Source organism: Streptomyces sp. NPDC029151, from assembly GCF_055564315.1.
Genome location: NZ_JBVHWQ010000001.1, coordinates 893,840 through 912,305 on the forward strand (window position 1 = coordinate 893,840; position 18,466 = coordinate 912,305).

Consider the following 18,466-nt stretch of genomic DNA (forward strand, 5'->3'; position numbering starts at 1 on the left):
ATTGGAGAAGGACGTTGCTCGTCTGAGGTCCTGAGACACCGCGTATGCACTGGTGAGCTATGCACCGGTGAGGTGTGCGCGGCGTGCGACCTCGGCGTCCGAGCCGTCCTCCGGCACAGGCCTTTTTTCGTGGCCTTCCTGCCCAGACCCTTCGGTTTCCGCCTCGCGGTGTCTCGACACGCGTCCACCGAACGCTCACACCCCCTCGCGAGGCGCCCATGTCTGCTTCCCTCACCTGTACCTCCCTGTCCTTCGCCTGGCCCGACGGCAGCACCGTCTTCGACGGGCTGGACATCGCCTTCGGCCCGGGCCGGACCGGTCTCGTCGGCGTCAACGGATCGGGCAAGTCCACCCTGCTCAAGCTGCTGGCCGGGGAACTCGTCCCGGCCGACGGGACGCTCAAGGCGGCCGGCGAGATCGGCTACCTCCCGCAGAACGTCACGCTCGACACCACGCTCCGCGTCGACCAGGCCCTCGGCATCGCCGAACGGCGGGCCGCCCTGCACGCCATCGAGGCGGGCGACGCCGCCGCGGAGCACTTCGAGACCGTCGGCGACGACTGGGACGTCGAGGAGCGGGCCCTGGCCACCCTCGGGGAACTCGGCCTCGGCCACATCGGCCTGGACCGGACCGTCGGGGAGGTGTCCGGCGGCGAGTCGGTGCTGCTGCGGCTCGCCGCGCTGCTGCTGCGCCGCCCCGACATCCTGCTGCTGGACGAGCCCACCAACAATCTCGACCTGTACGCCCGCCGGCGGCTGTACCAGGCCGTCGCCTCCTGGCCGGGCGTCCTGGTCGTTGTCAGCCACGACCGGGAACTGCTCGACCTGGTCGACCAGATCGCGGAGCTGCGCTCCGGGGAGGTCGCCTGGTACGGCGGCAACTTCTCGGCCTACGAGGAGGCCCTGGCCGTCGAGCAGGAGGCGGCCGAGCGCATGGTGCGCGTCGCCGAGGCCGATGTGCGCAAGCAGAAACGCGAACTGGCCGACGCCCAGGTGAAACTGGCCCGCCGCAAGCGGTACGGCCAGAAGATGTACGAGCAGAAGCGCGAGCCGAAGATCGTCATGGGGGCACGCAGGCGGGCCGCCCAGGAGTCCGCGGGCAAGCACCGCATCATGCACGAGGAGCGGCTCGCCGAGGCCAGGGAACGGCTGGACGAGGCGGTGGAGGCGGTCCGGGACGACGACGAGATCCGCGTCGAGCTGCCGTACACGGCCGTGCCGCCCGGCCGGCAGGTGCTCACCCTGGAGAACCTGGAAACGGCCTACCACGCGCGCGTGCAGGGCATCCTCGACCTGCGCGGCCCGGAGCGGATCGCGCTGGTCGGCCGCAACGGCGCCGGCAAGACGACGCTGCTGCGGACGATCGCCGGGGAGCTGGCACCCGTGTCGGGCACGGCGACGGCGCACGTCCCGCTGCGGTTCCTGCCCCAGCGGCTGGACGTGCTGGACGACGCCCTGTCGGTCGCCGAGAACGTGGCCCGGTTCGCGCCGGGCGCCACCAACAACCGGGTCCGGGCCCGGCTCGCGCGCTTCCTGTTCCGGGGCGCGCGGGCCGACCAGAAGGCGGCCACCCTGTCGGGCGGCGAGCGTTTCCGGGCGACCCTGGCCGCCTTGATGCTGGCCGAGCCCGCGCCCCAGCTGCTGCTGCTCGACGAACCGACCAACAACCTCGACATGGCCAGCGTCCGGCAGCTCACCTCGGCCCTGGAGTCGTACGAGGGCGCGCTGGTCGTGGCCAGCCACGACCTGCCGTTCCTGGAGTCGATCGGGATCACGCGGTGGCTGCTGATGGAGGGAGGGGAGCTGACGGACACGGAACCGGAGGCGCTCGCCGATCCGGCCTGACCCGCCCGGCCCGGCGCGGTGCGGCCGTCCGGACGGCCCGGCCCTCACCTGCTGCCGTGCTCCCGGCGCCGGCTGCCGCCGGGGCGCCGGGCGCGGTGCGGCCGTCCGGACGGGCAGGGGCCGGCAGGACGCGTCCGTACGCGTCGGGGGTGACAGGACGCCCCCGGCGGACCGGGGCGCCCGGACGGTCCGCCGGGACGGGGTGATCAGGGCGGTCCGACGGGACGGCATATCAGGACGGGCACAGCCTGACGACGAGGGTTTTGCCCTGGCCGGGGCGCCCTGCATGATGACGGACCGGCGCCGTGTGACCGGCGCCGGACACCGCACCATCGCACCAACCGATTCGAAAGGCCCCTCGTGCCCAGCAAGAAGGCCCTCGTCCGCCGCCCCGGCCCCCGCCTCGCCGACGGCCTGGTGACGCACATCGAGCGGGAGAAGGTCGACATCGGGCTCGCCGGCGAACAGTGGGAGGCCTATGTCGAGGCCCTCCGCGCGCACGGCTGGGAGACGATCGAGGTCGAACCGGCCGACGACTGTCCGGACTCGGTGTTCGTGGAGGACACCGTGGTCATGTACCGGAACGTGGCGTTGATCACCCGGCCCGGCGCCGAGTCCCGGCGGGCGGAGACCGCCGGCGTCGAGGAGGCGGTGGCCCGCCTCGGCTGCTCGGTGAACTGGATCTGGGAGCCGGGCACGCTGGACGGCGGTGACGTCCTGAAGGTCGGCGACACCGTGTACGTCGGCCGCGGCGGGCGGACCAACGCGGCCGGCGTGCAGCAGCTGCGGGCGGCCTTCGAGCCGCTCGGCGCCCGGGTGGTGGCCGTGCCCGTGAGCCGGGTGCTGCACCTGAAGTCGGCCGTGACCGCGCTGCCCGACGGCACGGTGATCGGGCACATACCGAAGATCGACCGGCCGTCGCTGTTCCCGGGCTTCCTGTCGGTGCCGGAGGAGTCCGGCGCCCATGTCGTGCTGCTCGGCGGCAGCACGCTGCTGATGGCGGCGAGCGCGCCGAAGACCGCGGAGCTGCTGACCGATCTCGGGCACACCGTGGTGACGGTCGACATCAGCGAGTTCGAGAAGCTGGAGGGCTGTGTGACGTGCCTCTCGGTGCGCCTGCGGGAGTTGTACGCCTGACCGGGTGAACCCCGCCCCCACGACGGCCCCGGACCTGCGGGTCCGGGGGCGGTCGGGCCTACCCGGAGGGTCCGTCGGGCGGGCTGATCAGCGGTTCCTTTACGACAGCCTTAACCTACGGCTTCGTAACCTACGGGTTCGTAGCCTACGATCTCGTAGGTTTCCGGCACCGCTCGCCGGGCCACTCTTTACCCTCCCCCTTGTTCGGCGTCCCCCTGGAGTTCCCGTGACGATCACTTCTCCCCACCTCGCCAGCCCGTCCGTGTGGACCGACGCCCGGCTGCTCCACGCACTGGAGGAAGTGGTCGAGAAGGAACTGAACCGGCATCTGCAGGTCGCCAAGGACTGGATGCCGCACGAGTACGTGCCGTGGAGCGACGGCCGCAACTTCCCGGGCCTGTTCGAGGACGGCGAGGCCTGGGACAAGGACCAGTCCAAGGTGACGGAGATCGGCCGGATCGCCCTCGTGGTCAACCTGCTGACCGAGGACAACCTGCCGAGCTACCACCACGAGATCGCCTCGCTGTTCGGCCGGGACGGCGCCTGGGGCACCTGGGTGCACCGCTGGACGGCCGAGGAGGGCCGGCACGGCATCGTGATGCGCGACTACCTGCTGACCTCCCGCGCGGTGGACCCGGACAAGCTGGAGCGCTTCCGCATGTCCCACATGAGCGAGGGCTTCGAGTCCGACAACCGGCACTCGATGCTGCACTCGGTCGCCTACGTCGCCTTCCAGGAGCTGGCCACACGGATCTCCCACCGCAACACCGGGCACCAGTCCGGGGACCCGGTCTGCGACCGCATGCTGGCCCGGATCGCGACCGACGAGAACCTGCACATGGTCTTCTACCGCAACCTTCTGAAGGCCGCCTTCGAACTGGCCCCCGACCTGACCATGCAGGCGGTCCGGGACGTCGTCGTGAACTTCCGCATGCCCGGCCACGGCATCCCCGGCTTCGAGCGGGCCGCCGCGCAGATGGCGATCGGCGAGGTCTACAACCTGCGGATCCACCACGACGACGTGCTGCAGCCGGTGCTGCGCTTCCTGAAGGTCATGGAGATCGACGGCCTCGGCCCCGAGGGGCGTCAGGCGCAGGAGGAACTCGGCCTGTTCCTGGGCGGGCTGGACGCGGAGGCCTCGAAGTTCGACGAGAGGCTGGCCGCGCGCAAGGCCCGGATGGCGGCGCGCGCCGGAGCCTGACGGCCGCGCGCGGGCGGTGCCGGCCGCGGCGTCAGGGGGCGGTACGGCGGAGGGCGAGACGTTCCTTCTCCGACAGGCCGCCCCAGACGCCGAACCGCTCGTCGTGGGCCAGCGCGTACTCCAGACAGGCGGGGCGCAGCTCGCACATGGCGCAGATGCGCTTCGCCTCGCGCACCGAGCTGCCGGGCTCGGGGAAGAAGAAGTCCGGCCCGGTCTGCGCGCACAGGGCCTGCGCCTGCCAGGTGTCGTCGGCCGGGGTGATCGTGTCGATGTGCATGGCCAGGAGCCTGCCCCACGCCGAAAAACGTTCGATCAACGCCGGCTCAACGCCGTTCGGTCGGCAGCGTGCGCGCCGGCGCTCCCGCGGCCGTAGACGCGCCCGGCCCACGGGTGCCGCGGGTCTGCGCTCGCCCCGATGATGCTCCTCCGGGCGCGGCGCGCGCACGGCGGCGCGCGGGGCCGGCGGGAAACCCGCAGGACGTGCGGCGTCACGCCGGGAGGGAGCGGGGTCGGTGCGGCGCGCCCGGTGTTCCGGCGGCGAGTGTCAGGGGGCGGTGCCAGACTCGGCAGTGCACAGGACGGGACCCCTTGCGAGGAGGGCCGAGATGCTCACCACCCGTTTCGTCAACGGCGCGCCCAACTGGATCGACGTCGCCAGCCCCGACATCGACGGCGCCGCGTCCTTCTACGGCACCCTTTTCGGCTGGCGGTTGGAGTCGGCGGGTCCGGACGCCGGCGGTTACGGCTTCTTCCAGCTGGACGGCAGGACCGTGGCGGGCGGTGTGCAGGCCGGCCCCGGGCAGGGAGCGCCGGCCTGGACGGTGTACTTCCGGAGCGAGGACGCCCAGGCCACCGCCGAGGCGGCCGAAGGAGCGCACGGCAGAGTGCTGTTCCCGCCGACGGACGTGATGGGGCAGGGCCACATGGCGGTCCTCGCCGACCAGGCGGGCGTGCGGTTCGGGATCTGGCAGCCGGGGCGGACCAAGGGCGTGGACGCGGCGGGCGAGCCGGGCTCGCTGTGCTGGGTCGAGCTGTACACGCCGGACGTCGCGGCGGCCGCCGCGTTCTACCGCCGGGTGCTCGGCCTGGAGACCTCCGGGGTGCCGTTCCCGGGCGGGACGTACACCTGCGTGAACCCCGACGGTGCCGGGGAGGAGGCGATGTTCGGCGGGATGGTGCCGCTGGCCGACGCGCCGGACGAGGTGGAGCCCGGTCCGTACTGGCTGCCGTACTTCGAGGTGGTCGACACCGACGCCACGGTGGCCCAGGCGGAGCGGCTCGAACGTATCGATGAGTCCCGGCGCCTCGCCGGGGCCCGCACGCACCACGCACCACCGTCAGCGAAGGGGCCGGGGGATGAATGCCCGAACCGAGCCTGCGGGGGCGAACGCGGAACGGGACACCCCGGTACGCCCGCCCCTGATACGTGAGTTCCTGCTGGTCGCCGGGCTCTTCCTGGTCTACAAGCTCGGCCGCCTGCTGGCCACCGGCCACACCGCGGACGCCTTCCGCAACGCGCGCCGGGTCTGGCACCTGGAGCGGGCCGTGGACCTCCCCCACGAGACCGCCGTGCAGTCCGCACTGCTGCACGGCGACACCCTCGTCCACCTGGCCAACACCTACTACGCGACCGTCCACTTCCCGGCCACGCTCGCCTTCCTGGTCTGGCTGTACGTGCGGCGGCCCGCGCACTACGTCTGGGCCCGCCGGGTCCTCGCGGCCGTCACCACGGCCGCCCTGGTGCTGCCGTTCACCTTCCCGCTGGCCCCGCCGCGCATGCTCGCGGGGACGGGCCTGGTGGACACCGCCCACGTCTACGGCCCGTCCGTGTACGGCCCGCCGTCCAGTGACCACCTGTCCAACCAGTTCGCGGCGATGCCCTCGCTGCACTTCGGCTGGGCGCTGATGGTGGCGGTCGGCCTGATCGCGGCCACCCGGTCCCGGTGGCGCGGGCTGTGGCTGCTGCACCCGCTGATCACCCTGCTGGTGATCGTGGGCACGGCGAACCACTACTGGCTCGACGCGATCGCCGCCACGGCCATGCTCGGCATCGCCCTCGCGGCCGTCCCGCCGCCGCGGCACACCTCCACCACCGCGGGGCACGGCGCCGGCCGGCCCGTCACCCGTGAGCCCGCCCTGGCGGGAGCGGGCCGATGAGCGCCGCCGCCCTGACCGCCCTCGGTCTGTCCCTGGTGTCGGCCGTCGCCTACGCACTGGCGGCCGTCGCCCAGGAACGCCTGGCCTCGCGCAGCGCCGGCACCGGTCTGCTGCGGCTGCTGGGCACCGGCGCCTGGTGGTCGGCGGTGGGGCTGAACGCCGCCGCCGCGCTGCTGCACGTCGTCGCCCTGAAGTACGGCCCGCTGACCGTCGTACAGCCGCTGGGCGCGCTCACCCTGGTCGCGGCCGTGCCGCTCGGAGCGCGGGCGTCCGGTCGGCGGGTCAGCGCGGCGGAGTGGCGTGGTACGGCGCTGACCCTGCTCGGGCTCGCCGCGCTCCTGGTCAGCGCCTCCGGTCCGGCGCCGGCGCGGGTGCTGTCGCTGACCGAGGCCCTGGTGGTCGCGGGGACGACCGCGGCCGCGATCGGTCTGCTGTCCTGGCCCGGCTCCCGCCCGGGCCTGCGGCACGCGACCGCGTCCGGTTTCGCCTCGGGCGTGGCCTCCGCGCTCACCCAGACGGTGACCGTGGCGGCCACGGACCGCTCGGGGCCGGCGCTGAGCGCCGAGGTGGTCGTGGTCGCGGTGCTCGTCGCCGCGTTCGCGGTCGGGGGGCTGCTGCTGTCCCAGACGGCCTACCGCGGGGGTCTCGGCGCGCCGCTGGCCGTGGTCACGCTCGCCAACCCGGTGGCCGCCGCGGTGATCGGCCTCACCCTGCTGGGGCAGGGGCTGCAGGGCGGCGCGGGCGGGGTGCTGCTGGCCCTGGCCGGCGCGGGGCTGGCCGCCCGGGGCGTGGTGCTGCTCACCCGGGCGGCACCCGGGGGCGGCCGGGACGCGGAGCGGGCGGCACCCGGCGGCGGCCGGGACGCGGACGAGGAGCACCCGGTGGCGGCCGTGCTGGCCCTGGAACCGGGCACGGCGACCGCGGAACCGGTGCTGCTGCCGCGGCAGCCGGACCAGCCCGGGCATCTCACGGCGCTGTGACCCGGGCCGCCCGGTGACCGCACACGGCGGCGGCCGGTGCGCGGACGTCGTCCGCGGACCGGCCGCCGTCGCCGTACCGCCGTGCCCGTCAGCCCCAGCCGCGGGCGTCCTGCTTGAGGGCGGTGTCCACGGTCAGCGCGGTGGCCACCACGAGGCTCAGGAGCGGCTCGGGCAGCTGGTAGTGGATCTGCAGGACGTAGTTGTCCGCGGTCGTGAAGAGCGTCTTGGCGAGGCCTTCCCAGGTCTTGGTGATCCGGGCGACCTCGTTGTCCGCGTGGTCCACGATCGCGAAGTTCCAGGCCCGCCAGTTCTCCGCCTTGATCGCGCCGACCTGCTGGCCGTTCGCCGTCATCGCGAAGTTGATCTTGCCGATCATGTTCTTCTGGACGATCTCGCCGACCGGCGAGCCGTCCGGGCGGGTCACGATCACCCGGGACTTGAAGATCTTCGCGGGCCGGGTCAGCAGCAGCTGCGGCTGGCCGTAGGCGTCCCGGATCTCCAGCTTGTGGGTGAGGAACTGGTCGAGGCTGGAGACGAAGCGCAGGATCTTGCGCAGGACGCCCTGGCCGACCTGGGTGACCGAGCCGATCTCCCGGCCGCTCTGATCCATGACCTTGTACTCGTTGGTCAGCTCGATCAGCTTGGCCTTCTGGTTCACGACCAGGACGGGCTCGGTGAACAGGGTGCCGCCGCCGGGGCCGCCGGCCGTGACGCCGGCCTGCTTCTGCACCTGCCGCTGCACCCTGGCGTCGCCGCCCTGCTGCTGCGGGAAGGCCTGCTGGGCGGGGGCCTGCTGCGGCGGAACCTGCCCGGCGGGCTGCTGGGCAGGGTTGGTGTGCTCGGTCCACTGCGAGCCGTCCCAGTAGCGGAGCGTCTGCGCCGCCCCGTGCGGGTCCGGGTACCAGCCTGCAGGAGTGTTCGATTGCGTGGTCACCGGGGCACACTACCCTGATATGACCGGTACCTGACCAGTCCGCACGGAGCGGTGCTCATCGCTCGTTCACCCCGTGATGATCGCCGGATCGCTGACGCCGGGCTGCCCGTTCTCCACGTGCCCGGCGAAGCCGCGCAGGAAGGCCGGGTCGGCGTCGCAGGTGACGGTCAGGTCGTACCAGCGCTTGCTCGCCGTGAGGCTCACGGTCTGCCGCACGGTCGCCCCGGGCCGCACCGTCACCGTGACCGGGGCCGCGCCGTAGCCGTCGGCCAGCTTCAGCCGCACCGTGCCGGAGCCCTTCTGGGTGAAGGTGAGCTCGACCGCGTCGCCCGCGTGCCGGGCGGTGACCTCGGGGCCCGCGACCTTGTTGCGGCCCCTGAAGACGCGCAGGAAGCCGTTGGGGCCGTGCACGGCGAGGTCGTAGTTCCCGCCGGAGTAGGCCGAGTTCCAGGTGTCCGAGAGCGTCTTGCCGGCCTCGGTGGTGTAGGTCCAGGGGCCGTCGGTACGGCTGTTGGAGGTGACGAGGAAGGCCGCGCCCGCGTACGCCCCCGAGGCGAACGTGAGCGTGAACCTCCCCGTCGCGGTGTCCGCCGAGCCGTCCACGACCGGGGCGTACTTCAGCGGACGGGTGGGCCGGCTGCCGGGCTCCTGCCGGGGCAGGGAGGGGTTGGCGGGCGGCTTGGGCACGTAGTCCGGGTGGCGGTTGTGGTCCTTGGGCAGGTAGCCGGCCGTGGAGGGCAGCACGGCCGGCGCGGTGTCCGGGCGGGAGAAGTCGAAGGCGCTGGTCAGATCGCCGCATATGGCGCGCCGCCAGGGCGAGATGTTCGGCTCCCGGACACCGAAACGTCGCTCGATGAACCGGATGATCGAGGTGTGGTCGAGGGTCTCGGAGCAGACGTAGCCGCCCTTGCTCCAGGGCGAGACGACCAGCATCGGCACCCGCTGGCCGAGGCCGTAGGGGCCGGCGACATGGCCGGCGTCGCCCTTGAACAGGTCCGGCGCGGCGTCGACCGTCGACCTGCCCTGGGCGGCGGAGGCCGGCGGGTAGGGCGGGATGACGTGGTCGAAGAAGCCGTCGTTCTCGTCGTAGGTGATGAGCAGCGCGGTCTTCGCCCACACGTCGGGGTTGGCGGTCAGCGCGTCCAGGACCTGCGAGATGTACCAGGCACCGTAGTTGGCCGGCCAGTTGGGGTGCTCGGTGAAGGCCTCGGGGGCGACGATCCAGGAGACCTGGGGCAGCCGGTCCGCCTGGACGTCCGCCGTCAGCCGGTCGAAGAAGCCCTCGCCCTTGCGGGCGTCGGTACCGGTGCGGGCCTTGTCGTACAGCGGGTCGCCGGGCCCCGCGGTGCGGTACCGGTTGAAGTAGAGGAGCGAGTTGTCGCCGTAGTTGCCGCGGTACGCGTCGTTGATCCAGCCCCAGGAGCCGTTCGCGTCGAGACCGTCGCCCACGTCCTGGTAGATCCGCCAGGAGACACCGGCCTGCTCCAGGCGCTCGGGGTACGTCGTCCAGCCGTAGCCCTTCTCGTCGTTGCCGAGGACCGGGCCGCCGCCCGTGCCGTCGTTGCCGGTGTACCCCGTCCACATGTAGTAGCGGTTGGGGTCGGTGGAGCCGATGAGCGAGCAGTGGTAGGCGTCGCAGACGGTGAAGGCGTCCGCGAGGGCGTAGTGGAAGGGGATGTCGTCGCGCGTCAGGTACGCCATCGTCGTCGCGGACTTCGCCGGCACCCACTTGTCGTACCTGCCGCCGTTGAACGCGGTGTGGCCGTCGTTCCAGCCGTGCGGGAGGTCCTGGATGAAGGCCAGGCCCAGGTCGTCGGCGTCGGGGTGGAACGGCAGGACGTCCTTGGTGCCGTCGGACTGCTTCCAGACGGACCTGCCGTTCTGGGTGACCGGGCGGGGGTCGCCGAAGCCGCGGACTCCTCGGAGCGAGCCGAAGTAGTGGTCGAAGGAGCGGTTCTCCTGCATCAGGACGACGATGTGCTCGACATCGTCCACCGATCCGGTGCGGTAGTGGGCGGGCAGGGCGGCCGCGCGCTGGATGCTGCCTGCCAGCGCCGAGAACGCCGTGGTGGCGCCGGCGAGTTGCAGGAAGCGCCGTCGGTTGACTTCGGGCATGAGTGAGGGTCCTCTCGTCCTGACGTTGCGGATGCCGTCAGATGACGGAATCTGCGCGGAGCGAGTGTTCCAAGAGCAGCAAACGTCAGGGAAGGGTCTGGTGGCGTCCGTATGAAGTCATGGACACGGGAGGGAGACCGGTGCCACCGCCTGCCGCCGGCCGCCGTTTCCCGGTTCGGCTGACTTTCGGCTGACGCTACGTCACAATCGCTGCTCTGGGGAGGAACGGGCAGCCTCGTGTTGTCCTGGGGCAGGGGCGTGGAGGCCGGGGGCATGGGTTTAAAGGTCTTCGTCAGTCATGGTGCCGGCAACGACGCTTGTGTGAAGGACGCCCTGGAACTTCTGGTTCCGGCGTTGCGGGCACGCGGCTACGAGGTCTTCGTGGACGTCGAGAACCTGCGCGGCGGCGACCGGTGGTCCGACGAACTGTACTTCGAGCTCTACACGTGCGACGCGGCGATCGTGCTGCTGGGGCCCAAGACCGTGGAGGAATCCGAATGGGTGCGGCGCGAGAGCGACATCCTCATGTCCCGGTACGCCATGAGGAGCCTCCCGCACGTCCTGCCGGTCCTGCTGGGCGGAGTGACCTCGCGCCAGGCCAGGACCAACGGGTTCGGCCCTCTGATGACCTTGCAGGCGCGCATCGAGGACCGCACCGCGAACCTCAACCCCGCGCCCGCGCGGGGCGCGGCCTCGGACGACGTCGTCGCATGGGCCCTGCGGGAGTTCTCGCACGTCGGTGACGTCACTCGCTGCACGGACACCGCCGAATGGGCCGGGCGCGTCGCCACCTACCTCGACCGCGCGAGCAAGCGGGATCCTGCCGCGGTCATGAGCGCCGCTGCGGACCTGCACATGAGCGGAATCGAGCTCGCGCAGCTCAGGGCGCGCGTCGGTTCCGATCTTCTGCTGGCCTACCGGCTCATGACCGCCGCTGCCAAGGGTGTCCTGCTCGCGCGGGCCCTCGGCCATCTGGTCCCCCTGCTCGACGGCGCTTCGATGAGGTTCCTGGTGGAGCAGTTGATGCCGGGGTGGGTGAACGCCACCGCGGCGAAGCGCTTCCTGCCGGCCGTGTCCGGGGACGAGGTGCGGGGCCGGACCATCGTCTTCGCCGCCCACAAGGGCTGGATGGCCGAACACCACGTACAGCGTGCGCTGTTCGTCCGTCCCGGCAGCTGGAGCATCGGCCTGCTCGACGAGGAGGGCGATCTCCCCGTGGACGACCGCCCTTTGACGGACGTCCTCAAGGAAGCCTGCGTGGAGCAGCTCTTCCAGGTCTTCAGGGTTCCCCCGGACTGGGGAACCCTGGACGACATGCAGCCCACGGACGGGGTCGCCGACTACCTTGTGGTCAGCCTGAAGGACTACCCGCTGGACGTCGTCGCCCAGGTCGTCCGCTCCCTGCGCGGCGACTTCCCGTGGCTCACCGTCGTCCTGCTGGCCCCACCCGGCCACGTTCCGCAGCCGAAGGATCTGGAGGCGGTCGACCTCGCGGACGCCGTGGCCGTCGAACCGGCCCCGAGCCGCAAGGACCAGCTCCAGGCACACAAGTTGAAAGAGACCATCGACGACCTGCTGGCCGGATGCGGATGAGCCGCCGGCGCCGTACGGGCCGAGAGGTGGGAGAGACAGAGGATGGACCAGGTGGTAACCGAAGCCGCGCAGGACATGCCCGACCGGCGCGACGGCCGGGTCTACGTCATGCCGGAGGACCTGAAGCTGGCCGTCGAGGTGGCCAAGGCGACCGGCAGGCCGCTGCTGCTCCGCGGCAATCCGGGCTCGGGGAAGTCGTCCCTCGGACCGTACGTCGCCCGGGAGGACGGATGGAGCTACTACGAATACGTGGTCACCTCCCAGACCCGGGCGACGGACCTGCTGTGGACGTTCGACGGCGTACGGCGACTGGCCGACGCGCAGATCGCCCCCCGCAACCGGACAGGCCGACGCCACACGGTGGACGAGGACCGCTACGTCGAGCCGGGCCCCCTGTGGTGGGCGTACGCTCCCAAGTCGGCCAACGAGGTGGCCCGGAAGGCGTACCAGGCGCGGGCGCGAAGCGGCGAACCGGTCGTGCCCGGCTCGGAACCGTGGGTCGAGCGCTGGAACCACGGGCGCAAGCCGGACCACGCCGTGGTGCTGATCGACGAGATCGACAAGGCCGACCCGGACGTGCCGAACGGCCTGCTGGTCCCGCTGGCCTCCCACGACTTCACCGTCACCGAGACGGGCCGGCGGGTCGTCGTGGAGCCGGCGACGCAACAGGCCTCCGACAACGGGCCCTTCTCCCGTCACCTCGTGATCATCACGACGAACGAGGAGCGGGAACTGCCCCAGGCGTTCCTGCGGCGCTGCGTCATCGCGACGGCCCCGGAACCGAAGACGTCGGACGAGCTGGTCGCCATCGCCCGGGAACACCTCAAGGCGCGGCTGAAGAGCGTGGAGGAGAGCGACATACGACTGGCCGAAGGGCTGGCCAAGGAGCTTCTCCACGTGCGTGGCGCAGCGTCGAAGGAGGGCATCCGTCCGCCGAGCACCGCCGAATACCTCGACGCCCTGTGGGCGTGCCGGGCTCTGGGAATCATCGTGGGGGACGACCGGTGGAGCGAGCTCAAGGGACTGACGCTGCTCAAGCCTCAGCACATGACCACGCAGGAGTGACGGTGGCCGGGACTTCGCCCGCGAGGCCCGGCCCGTCGGTGCCCTTGGAGGGCGAGAACTGGGTGGGCGGACTCGCCCGCGCGATGGCGGCGCTGCCCTCCCACGACCACGTCACCCTGGCCAAGGTCGCCGAGATGCTGGGGCTCAGACGGCTGCCCTCGGCCGGCACACCGGCCGACGCCCCGGCCGGCACGCCGGTGGCCGCGTCCTCCCCGGGCGGCGTCAGGGAACCGAAACCGGCGCCGCGGCCCGTCGCGGACGGACCGAGCGCTCCCGTGCACCGCGAGCCCGCCCCTCCCATGCCGCTCCTGATGCCCGTGGGCACCGAGTTCGCGGTGCAGCGCCTGTGGACCGAACCGGCCCTGGCGGAGACACCGGCTGCCCCCACCTCGCGCAGGCGCACCCACGAGCCGCTTCTGCCGCCACGCTCGCAGGCGGCCATCCTGCGCCTGCTGCTGTCCCGCGTCGTCCAGGAAGGCCCCATCGACACGGAACGCATGGTCACGGATCTGGCCCGGGGCGCCTACATCAGCGAGCTGCCCCGGCAGCCGGTCCGCACGCTCCGGTTCGGCGTGCAGATCCTGGTGGACATCGGCCCGGGCATGCAGCTGTTCGTCCGCGATCAGCAACAACTCCTCAACCGGATCACCGCGATCACCGGCCGGCACGCCTGTGACGTCCGGTATTTCTCGGGCAACCCGCTGCGGGCGGGGAGGGGAGCCGGCTGGACGTGGAAACCGCTGACGGCCCCGCCCCGGGGGACGCGTGTGCTGGTGCTCAGCGACTTCGGGCAGCACCACGCACGGGGCGAGACGGTGGACATCGGTTCCTGGCAGACGGCCACCACCGTCTTCCACCGCGGCGGATGCCTGCCGGTCGCCCTCACTCCCCTGCCCGCTCAGCGACAGCCGCCCTGGCTGCGCGCTCTCATGCCGGTCCTGACCTGGGACCGTAGGACGACGGCCGCCATGGCCCACGCGAGGCTCCGGTGAGCGGGGACGCCCTCCCGGGCCCTCGGCGGGTGAGCGCCTCCGGCATGGCCGCGGGCCCGCTGTCCCTGGGCACGGCGCTGTGTGCGGCGGTCCGCATCGAACCGCACCTCATCCGCACCGTCCGGCTGCGGATCCGCCCCGCCCTGGACGTCGGCGCGGAGTCGGACGTGTGGTACGGCCCGTGGGCGGTCCACCGTGGCCGCCAGTACATGGCGTTCCGGCAGCCCGTGCTCGGAGAACTGCGCGAACGGCTCGTCACGGAGCTGCGGGACAGCGCGCAGGACGCGCCCATCCGCCGGGTGGGGGCCATCGTCGAGGAAGCGCACGAGGACTCCTCGGTGCTCGCCGTGGAGGAACAGATCACCTGGGCCGCCCTCGTCGCGGAGGCCGGGCTGGACGCACAGGTCTCCCACCGCATCGACCAGCTCCTGCAGAGGACCCTGCGGACCGCCGTGGAGCAGCCGCACCGCAGGGACGGGCTGCGCCGCTGGTTCGCCCAGGCGTGGCAGCGGCTGCCCGAGCGCGCCCGTGAGGCCTCGGGCGCCCTGGACCTGTACGAACTGCTCGTCGCCCCCTCGGCCGGCCGCGTCGTCGGCTCCGGCTTCGGGCCGGAGTCCTCGCCCCGGGTGCCGGACGTCGTGCTGCCCGTCCGGCACGACGGGGACAGGCTCTCCTTCGGCGACCCGACCTGGCCGGCCGACGGCATCCTCGTGCCGGACACCCAGCCTCGCATCCTGCGCGTCTCCCACCATCCGCAGAACTGGGCGAGCGCGGCGGAGGTCCGGGTTCCGCGCGGTGGTTCCGCCCCCATCCCGGCGGGCCACGTCCCCATGTACGTGCGTACGTCTCGCGGACTCGTCTACCGGGTCGGCGCTCCCGGCGGGTCCGACTTCATCGACCGGCCGCCCGCGCGGAGTGCGCACGGCGGAGCGCTGCTGGGCAGCCGTGTCGTCGAGGTGGACGTCGACGACTACACGCGGTTCGGTATCGCGCCGCCCCTGGACCGAGTGTCGGAGGAGGCGTCGCCGCCACGCCTGGCGCCCCCGCGGCCGGACCGGTTCGACGACCGGCTCGGTCAGGCCATCGGCGGTGTCCTGGCCCGCCACAGCAGCGGCCTGATCGCCGTGGTGGCCCGCCGCGGCAGCGGTCGTACGCTCTCCGCCCTCCATGCGATGAGGTCCTCCGTACCTCGCTGGTGGGTGTGGGCTCCGCCGCTCATCGACCGCAATCAGGCCGTCCTGCAGGCGCTGAGCGACGACGGCATCGGTTCGCAGACAGTGCTGTGGCTCGACAACCTCGACACCTGCCTCACCGACGAACGGACCGGTGAGGCCCTGGCCGAGGCGCTGCTCGACCTGCTGGCGGACCCCAGCCGGCGTCCTGTTCTGGTCCTGGCGCGCGTGCAGGACGCGGATGCGAACGGTGGCCGGATGGGCCCGGCCGCCATGATGGTGCTGCGCGACGCCGTCACCGTCCGGGACGACACGGCCGCGATCGACCCCGACCGTGCCTACGCCCGTCCGTACCCGGTCAGCCGGCTCCCCGAGCGGGCCCCCGTGCTGGTCGGACGCCGCAGGGAGACGGAACAGGTGCTGTCGGCCCTGGACCGTGACGACGCCGCCCCCCGGTTCGTCGCACTCACCGGCATCACCGGTATCGGCAAGACCGCCCTGGCGCTGGAGGCGGCACACCAGGCGAAGGAACGCGGCTGGTTCAAGGGCGGGCTGCTCTACCTGTCCCTGCGGGACGCGGACGAGCCTCTCTGGACGGCGCTCCTGCGGGCCCTGGGCTCCCCCGTCGAAACCGCCCCGGACGAACCGGGAGCCGAGCGACTCCGTGCCCTGTGCAGGGCTCAGCTGCTGCTGGCCGGAGGGCCGGACCGTCCGGTCCTGCTCATCCTGGACGACGTCTCCGAGGAGCACGTGGCGGATGCCGCCGCCGTGGTCACCGACGGCTTCAGCGTGCTGTGCGTCTCCAGCGGCACCATCGCGCTGCCGTACTGCCGCAGTCTCTCCCTGGGGCCGCTGAGCGAGGACGCCACGACACTGCTCCTGCAGTGGCTGACGGAACAGGCGCCGCCCCTCCCGCAGCCCCTCACCCGGCAGGACATGACACGGGTCGCGCGGGCCTGCGGCGGCCATCCGTTGGCCGTGGTCCTCGCTCTCGCCTGGCTGACCCGTGGTGCGGGCCGGTCTTCCACGGAGCTGGTGGCCGGCCTCAGGACCGAGGTCGTTCTGGACCTGGCCGACAGGACGGGCACGTCCCTGCGGAGCCGGTTCGACCGTGTGGTCTCCGGGCTCGGACGGCAACAGCTCAAGTTCTTCTGCCTCCTGGCCCTGCTGCCGGGGGAGAGCTTCTCGGCCCACACACTGCGGACCATCCTGCCCCAGGTGGGCGATGTGGAATCGACGCTCGCCACCCTGACGCGGAACCACCTGATCCAGCCTGTGGCCACGTCCGACCGATGGCGCTTCCACCCCCTCGTGCAGGCCTACGGGCGAACCCTCGCGCATCAGGTGCTGACGGCACGGGAGACGCAGATCGCCAGGAAGCGGATCCTCGAGTTCTTCCGCACGCGGGCTGCCACCGCCCACAGGCTCCTGTACGGGCAGGAGAGCGCCGGCACGAAGGGTGACGCGGAGGACCAGCGCGCGGCCTTCACCTGGCTCAAGAACGAACGGCCGACCCTCGTGGCGCTGGCGTCGGAGTTCTTCGACCAGGACGAGAAGGACGACGCGGCGGCCATCGCCCTGGACATCGCGCAATTCCTCTACTCCCAGCAGCAGTTCGTCCCCCTCCTCACGCTCATGGAGCGCGTGTACGACTGGGCGGACGCGGGCGGGGACAGCGAGGCGAAGGCGGCAGCGCTGAACAACCTGGCGGTGGGGAGCGCCGAACTGGGTGACTTCCAGAAGGCGCGCACCGCACTGCTCAGGGCCGCCGCCCTGCCCTACGCCCAGCGGCAGCGCGCCGACTACCTGCTGATGCTGAGCAACCTGGGCGCCGTCCTGCTCCGCTCGCAGCAGGCCACCGAGGCCGTCGAACTGCTCACGGACGCCATCTCCCAGCACGACCGCAACCAGCCGGCGGCCCTCTTCTCCCTCCTGTGCAATCTCGGCGCCGCCCTGCACCAGACCGGTGACATCGCTCAGGCACGGCTCACCCTGGAGCAGGCGGAGCAACTGATGTCGCAGTACGCGATACCACCTGCCGACCGCGCCGCCCTGTTCCGGAACTTCGCGGAAGTCCTCAAGGACAGCGGGGACAGCCGCCGAGCCGTCTCCTCCTACCTTCACGCACTGGCGAGCCTCGAGGAGCTGGACCATCAGGAGGGACAGGCCGTCATCCACAGGGAGGTGGCGCGCCTGTACGGCGAGACGAACCAGGTCGACAAGGCGATCGAGCACCTCGCACACGCCCGGCGGCTCCACCGCGTGCTGGGCGGCACCGCGGCCGAGGCGGACTGTTGCAGTGCCCTCGGCTCACTCCACCTCGCCAGGGGCGATCTGCACGACGCCCTCGAGTCGGTGATGGAGGCCAGGAACCTCTACCAGCTCAACCACAACGAGCGGGAAGCCGCCCTGGCGCTGCACAACATCGGCAACATCCTGCTGCGGCTTCGGCTCTACTCGGAGGCGATCCCCGCTCTGCGCAACGCCACCGCCCACCTTGAGGCTCTGGGCGAGCAGCACAGCCAGGCGCAGGCTCTGCACAAGCTCGGGCGGGCCCTGCAGGAGACGGACGAACCACTCCAAGCGGTGCAGTGCCTCACGCGGAGCGCGTCCCTCTACGAGGGTCTGAGCCGGGAGCGGGACGACCTGTCGGACGAGGTGCGTTCACTCAGGGACGACCTGCTCACCCTGAGCCACTTCCTCACCAGCGAGGGTCAGGACGCCGCGGCCGGCGACGCGCTGGCCACCGCGGTCGTCCTGTCACGGTCACTGTGAGGTGAACATACGCGAGGCCTCGCCCTCGACGGAGCCGCGTGAGCCGCCGTAGACGACGAAGTGCGCTTCGACGGCCGGCTGGGGTCGTGCCGCCGGGTCGATCGTGATGACATCCGGCGAGAGGGCGTCGTGCGTCGGCACCGGACGCAGCTCCAGGGCGTCACGTGCCCAGTGGTCCAGCTCGGCCCGCAGCCGGGCGTCCGACCGCGCGCGGTCGGCGAGCCTGCGGACGAAGGCCTCGGCGCTCTCCAGCTGGAGAGGCGAGTGGAACACGGCCTCCAGCGCCTCGGGGTCCAACTGGTTCTGTGCTCCGTGCGGTGCGGACGACCGCTTGACGATCGTCCTCAGATCCTCCCGCAGGGCCGACCCCGGGCCACTGGCCTCCAGGGCCACTTTCACCAGTAATGCCGTGGATACGGTGTTCGCCCTCATTCGGTCCCCCCATCGCTCGACGCGGCTCACCATGGTGACCGCGCGATCACGCACTGTTTCTACCCATGA

At 71.9% G+C, this 18,466-nt stretch carries 14 protein-coding genes; 10 read left to right on the forward strand and 4 right to left on the reverse strand.

Annotated features, from left to right (window positions below):
* The first annotated feature begins 218 nt into the window (after positions 1 to 218).
* The 3 genes from ACZ4VF_RS03420 to ACZ4VF_RS03430 all read left to right on the forward strand — a co-directional run bounded on the left by ACZ4VF_RS03420 (position 219) and on the right by ACZ4VF_RS03430 (position 4,182).
* Positions 219 to 1,844 carry an ABC-F family ATP-binding cassette domain-containing protein gene (locus ACZ4VF_RS03420; RefSeq protein ID WP_467922864.1) on the forward strand — a complete coding sequence of 542 codons (1,626 nt, stop codon included), beginning with the start codon at positions 219 to 221 and terminating at the stop codon, positions 1,842 to 1,844.
* Between the two features lie 360 nt (positions 1,845 to 2,204).
* Complete coding sequence (gene ddaH / locus ACZ4VF_RS03425; protein ID WP_467922865.1) at positions 2,205 to 2,981, forward strand: dimethylargininase; 777 nt, start codon at positions 2,205 to 2,207, stop codon at positions 2,979 to 2,981.
* 226 nt (positions 2,982 to 3,207) lie between these two features.
* Complete coding sequence (locus tag ACZ4VF_RS03430) at positions 3,208 to 4,182, forward strand: acyl-ACP desaturase (protein WP_467922866.1); 975 nt, start codon at positions 3,208 to 3,210, stop codon at positions 4,180 to 4,182.
* Between the two features lie 31 nt (positions 4,183 to 4,213).
* Here ACZ4VF_RS03430 and ACZ4VF_RS03435 read toward each other — a convergent pair whose 3' ends face one another.
* Complete coding sequence (locus ACZ4VF_RS03435; protein WP_189303117.1) at positions 4,214 to 4,459, reverse strand: WhiB family transcriptional regulator; 246 nt, start codon at positions 4,457 to 4,459, stop codon at positions 4,214 to 4,216.
* Between the two features lie 328 nt (positions 4,460 to 4,787).
* Between ACZ4VF_RS03435 and ACZ4VF_RS03440 the strand changes: the two genes are divergently transcribed.
* From ACZ4VF_RS03440 to ACZ4VF_RS03450, 3 genes are read left to right on the forward strand one after another with little or no spacing between them, the layout of a single operon-like run.
* The gene (locus ACZ4VF_RS03440; protein ID WP_467922867.1) at positions 4,788 to 5,612 is read left to right on the forward strand and encodes a VOC family protein; all 825 of its coding nucleotides are present in this window, start codon (positions 4,788 to 4,790) and stop codon (positions 5,610 to 5,612) included.
* Positions 5,539 to 6,339: a phosphatase PAP2 family protein gene (locus ACZ4VF_RS03445; RefSeq protein WP_467922869.1), complete on the forward strand. Its 801-nt coding sequence runs from the start codon at positions 5,539 to 5,541 to the stop codon at positions 6,337 to 6,339. The genes ACZ4VF_RS03440 and ACZ4VF_RS03445 overlap by 74 nt, the downstream gene beginning before the upstream one ends.
* A complete protein-coding gene (locus ACZ4VF_RS03450) occupies positions 6,336 to 7,319 on the forward strand; it encodes a hypothetical protein (protein WP_467922870.1) in 984 nt (327 codons plus the stop codon). The genes ACZ4VF_RS03445 and ACZ4VF_RS03450 overlap by 4 nt, the downstream gene beginning before the upstream one ends.
* 88 nt (positions 7,320 to 7,407) lie before the next feature.
* On the opposite strand, the gene ACZ4VF_RS03455 is transcribed toward ACZ4VF_RS03450, so the two are convergent.
* Positions 7,408 to 8,253, reverse strand: a complete 846-nt coding sequence (locus tag ACZ4VF_RS03455; RefSeq protein WP_467922871.1) for an LURP-one-related family protein — start codon at positions 8,251 to 8,253, stop codon at positions 7,408 to 7,410.
* Between the two features lie 66 nt (positions 8,254 to 8,319).
* Positions 8,320 to 10,368, reverse strand: coding sequence for a phosphocholine-specific phospholipase C (locus ACZ4VF_RS03460; RefSeq protein ID WP_467922873.1), 2,049 nt, complete (start codon positions 10,366 to 10,368; stop codon positions 8,320 to 8,322).
* A 273-nt stretch (positions 10,369 to 10,641) separates the two neighbouring features.
* On the opposite strand from ACZ4VF_RS03460, the gene ACZ4VF_RS03465 reads away from it, so the two are divergent.
* The 4 genes from ACZ4VF_RS03465 to ACZ4VF_RS03480 are packed head-to-tail and all read left to right on the forward strand — an operon-like array spanning position 10,642 to position 17,965.
* Positions 10,642 to 11,961, forward strand: coding sequence for a toll/interleukin-1 receptor domain-containing protein (locus ACZ4VF_RS03465; RefSeq protein ID WP_467922875.1), 1,320 nt, complete (start codon positions 10,642 to 10,644; stop codon positions 11,959 to 11,961).
* Between the two features lie 42 nt (positions 11,962 to 12,003).
* A complete protein-coding gene (locus tag ACZ4VF_RS03470; protein WP_467922876.1) occupies positions 12,004 to 13,026 on the forward strand; it encodes an AAA family ATPase in 1,023 nt (340 codons plus the stop codon).
* Positions 13,027 to 13,028: 2 nt separating this feature from the next.
* Positions 13,029 to 14,018, forward strand: coding sequence for a hypothetical protein (locus ACZ4VF_RS03475; protein ID WP_467922878.1), 990 nt, complete (start codon positions 13,029 to 13,031; stop codon positions 14,016 to 14,018).
* Between the two features lie 29 nt (positions 14,019 to 14,047).
* A complete protein-coding gene (locus ACZ4VF_RS03480; protein ID WP_467922879.1) occupies positions 14,048 to 17,965 on the forward strand; it encodes a tetratricopeptide repeat protein in 3,918 nt (1,305 codons plus the stop codon).
* Here ACZ4VF_RS03480 and ACZ4VF_RS03485 read toward each other — a convergent pair.
* Positions 17,957 to 18,397 (reverse strand): hypothetical protein, encoded by a 441-nt coding sequence (locus tag ACZ4VF_RS03485; RefSeq protein ID WP_467922881.1) that lies wholly within the window; start codon positions 18,395 to 18,397, stop codon positions 17,957 to 17,959. The genes ACZ4VF_RS03480 and ACZ4VF_RS03485 overlap by 9 nt on opposite strands.
* Positions 18,398 to 18,466 lie beyond the last annotated feature (69 nt).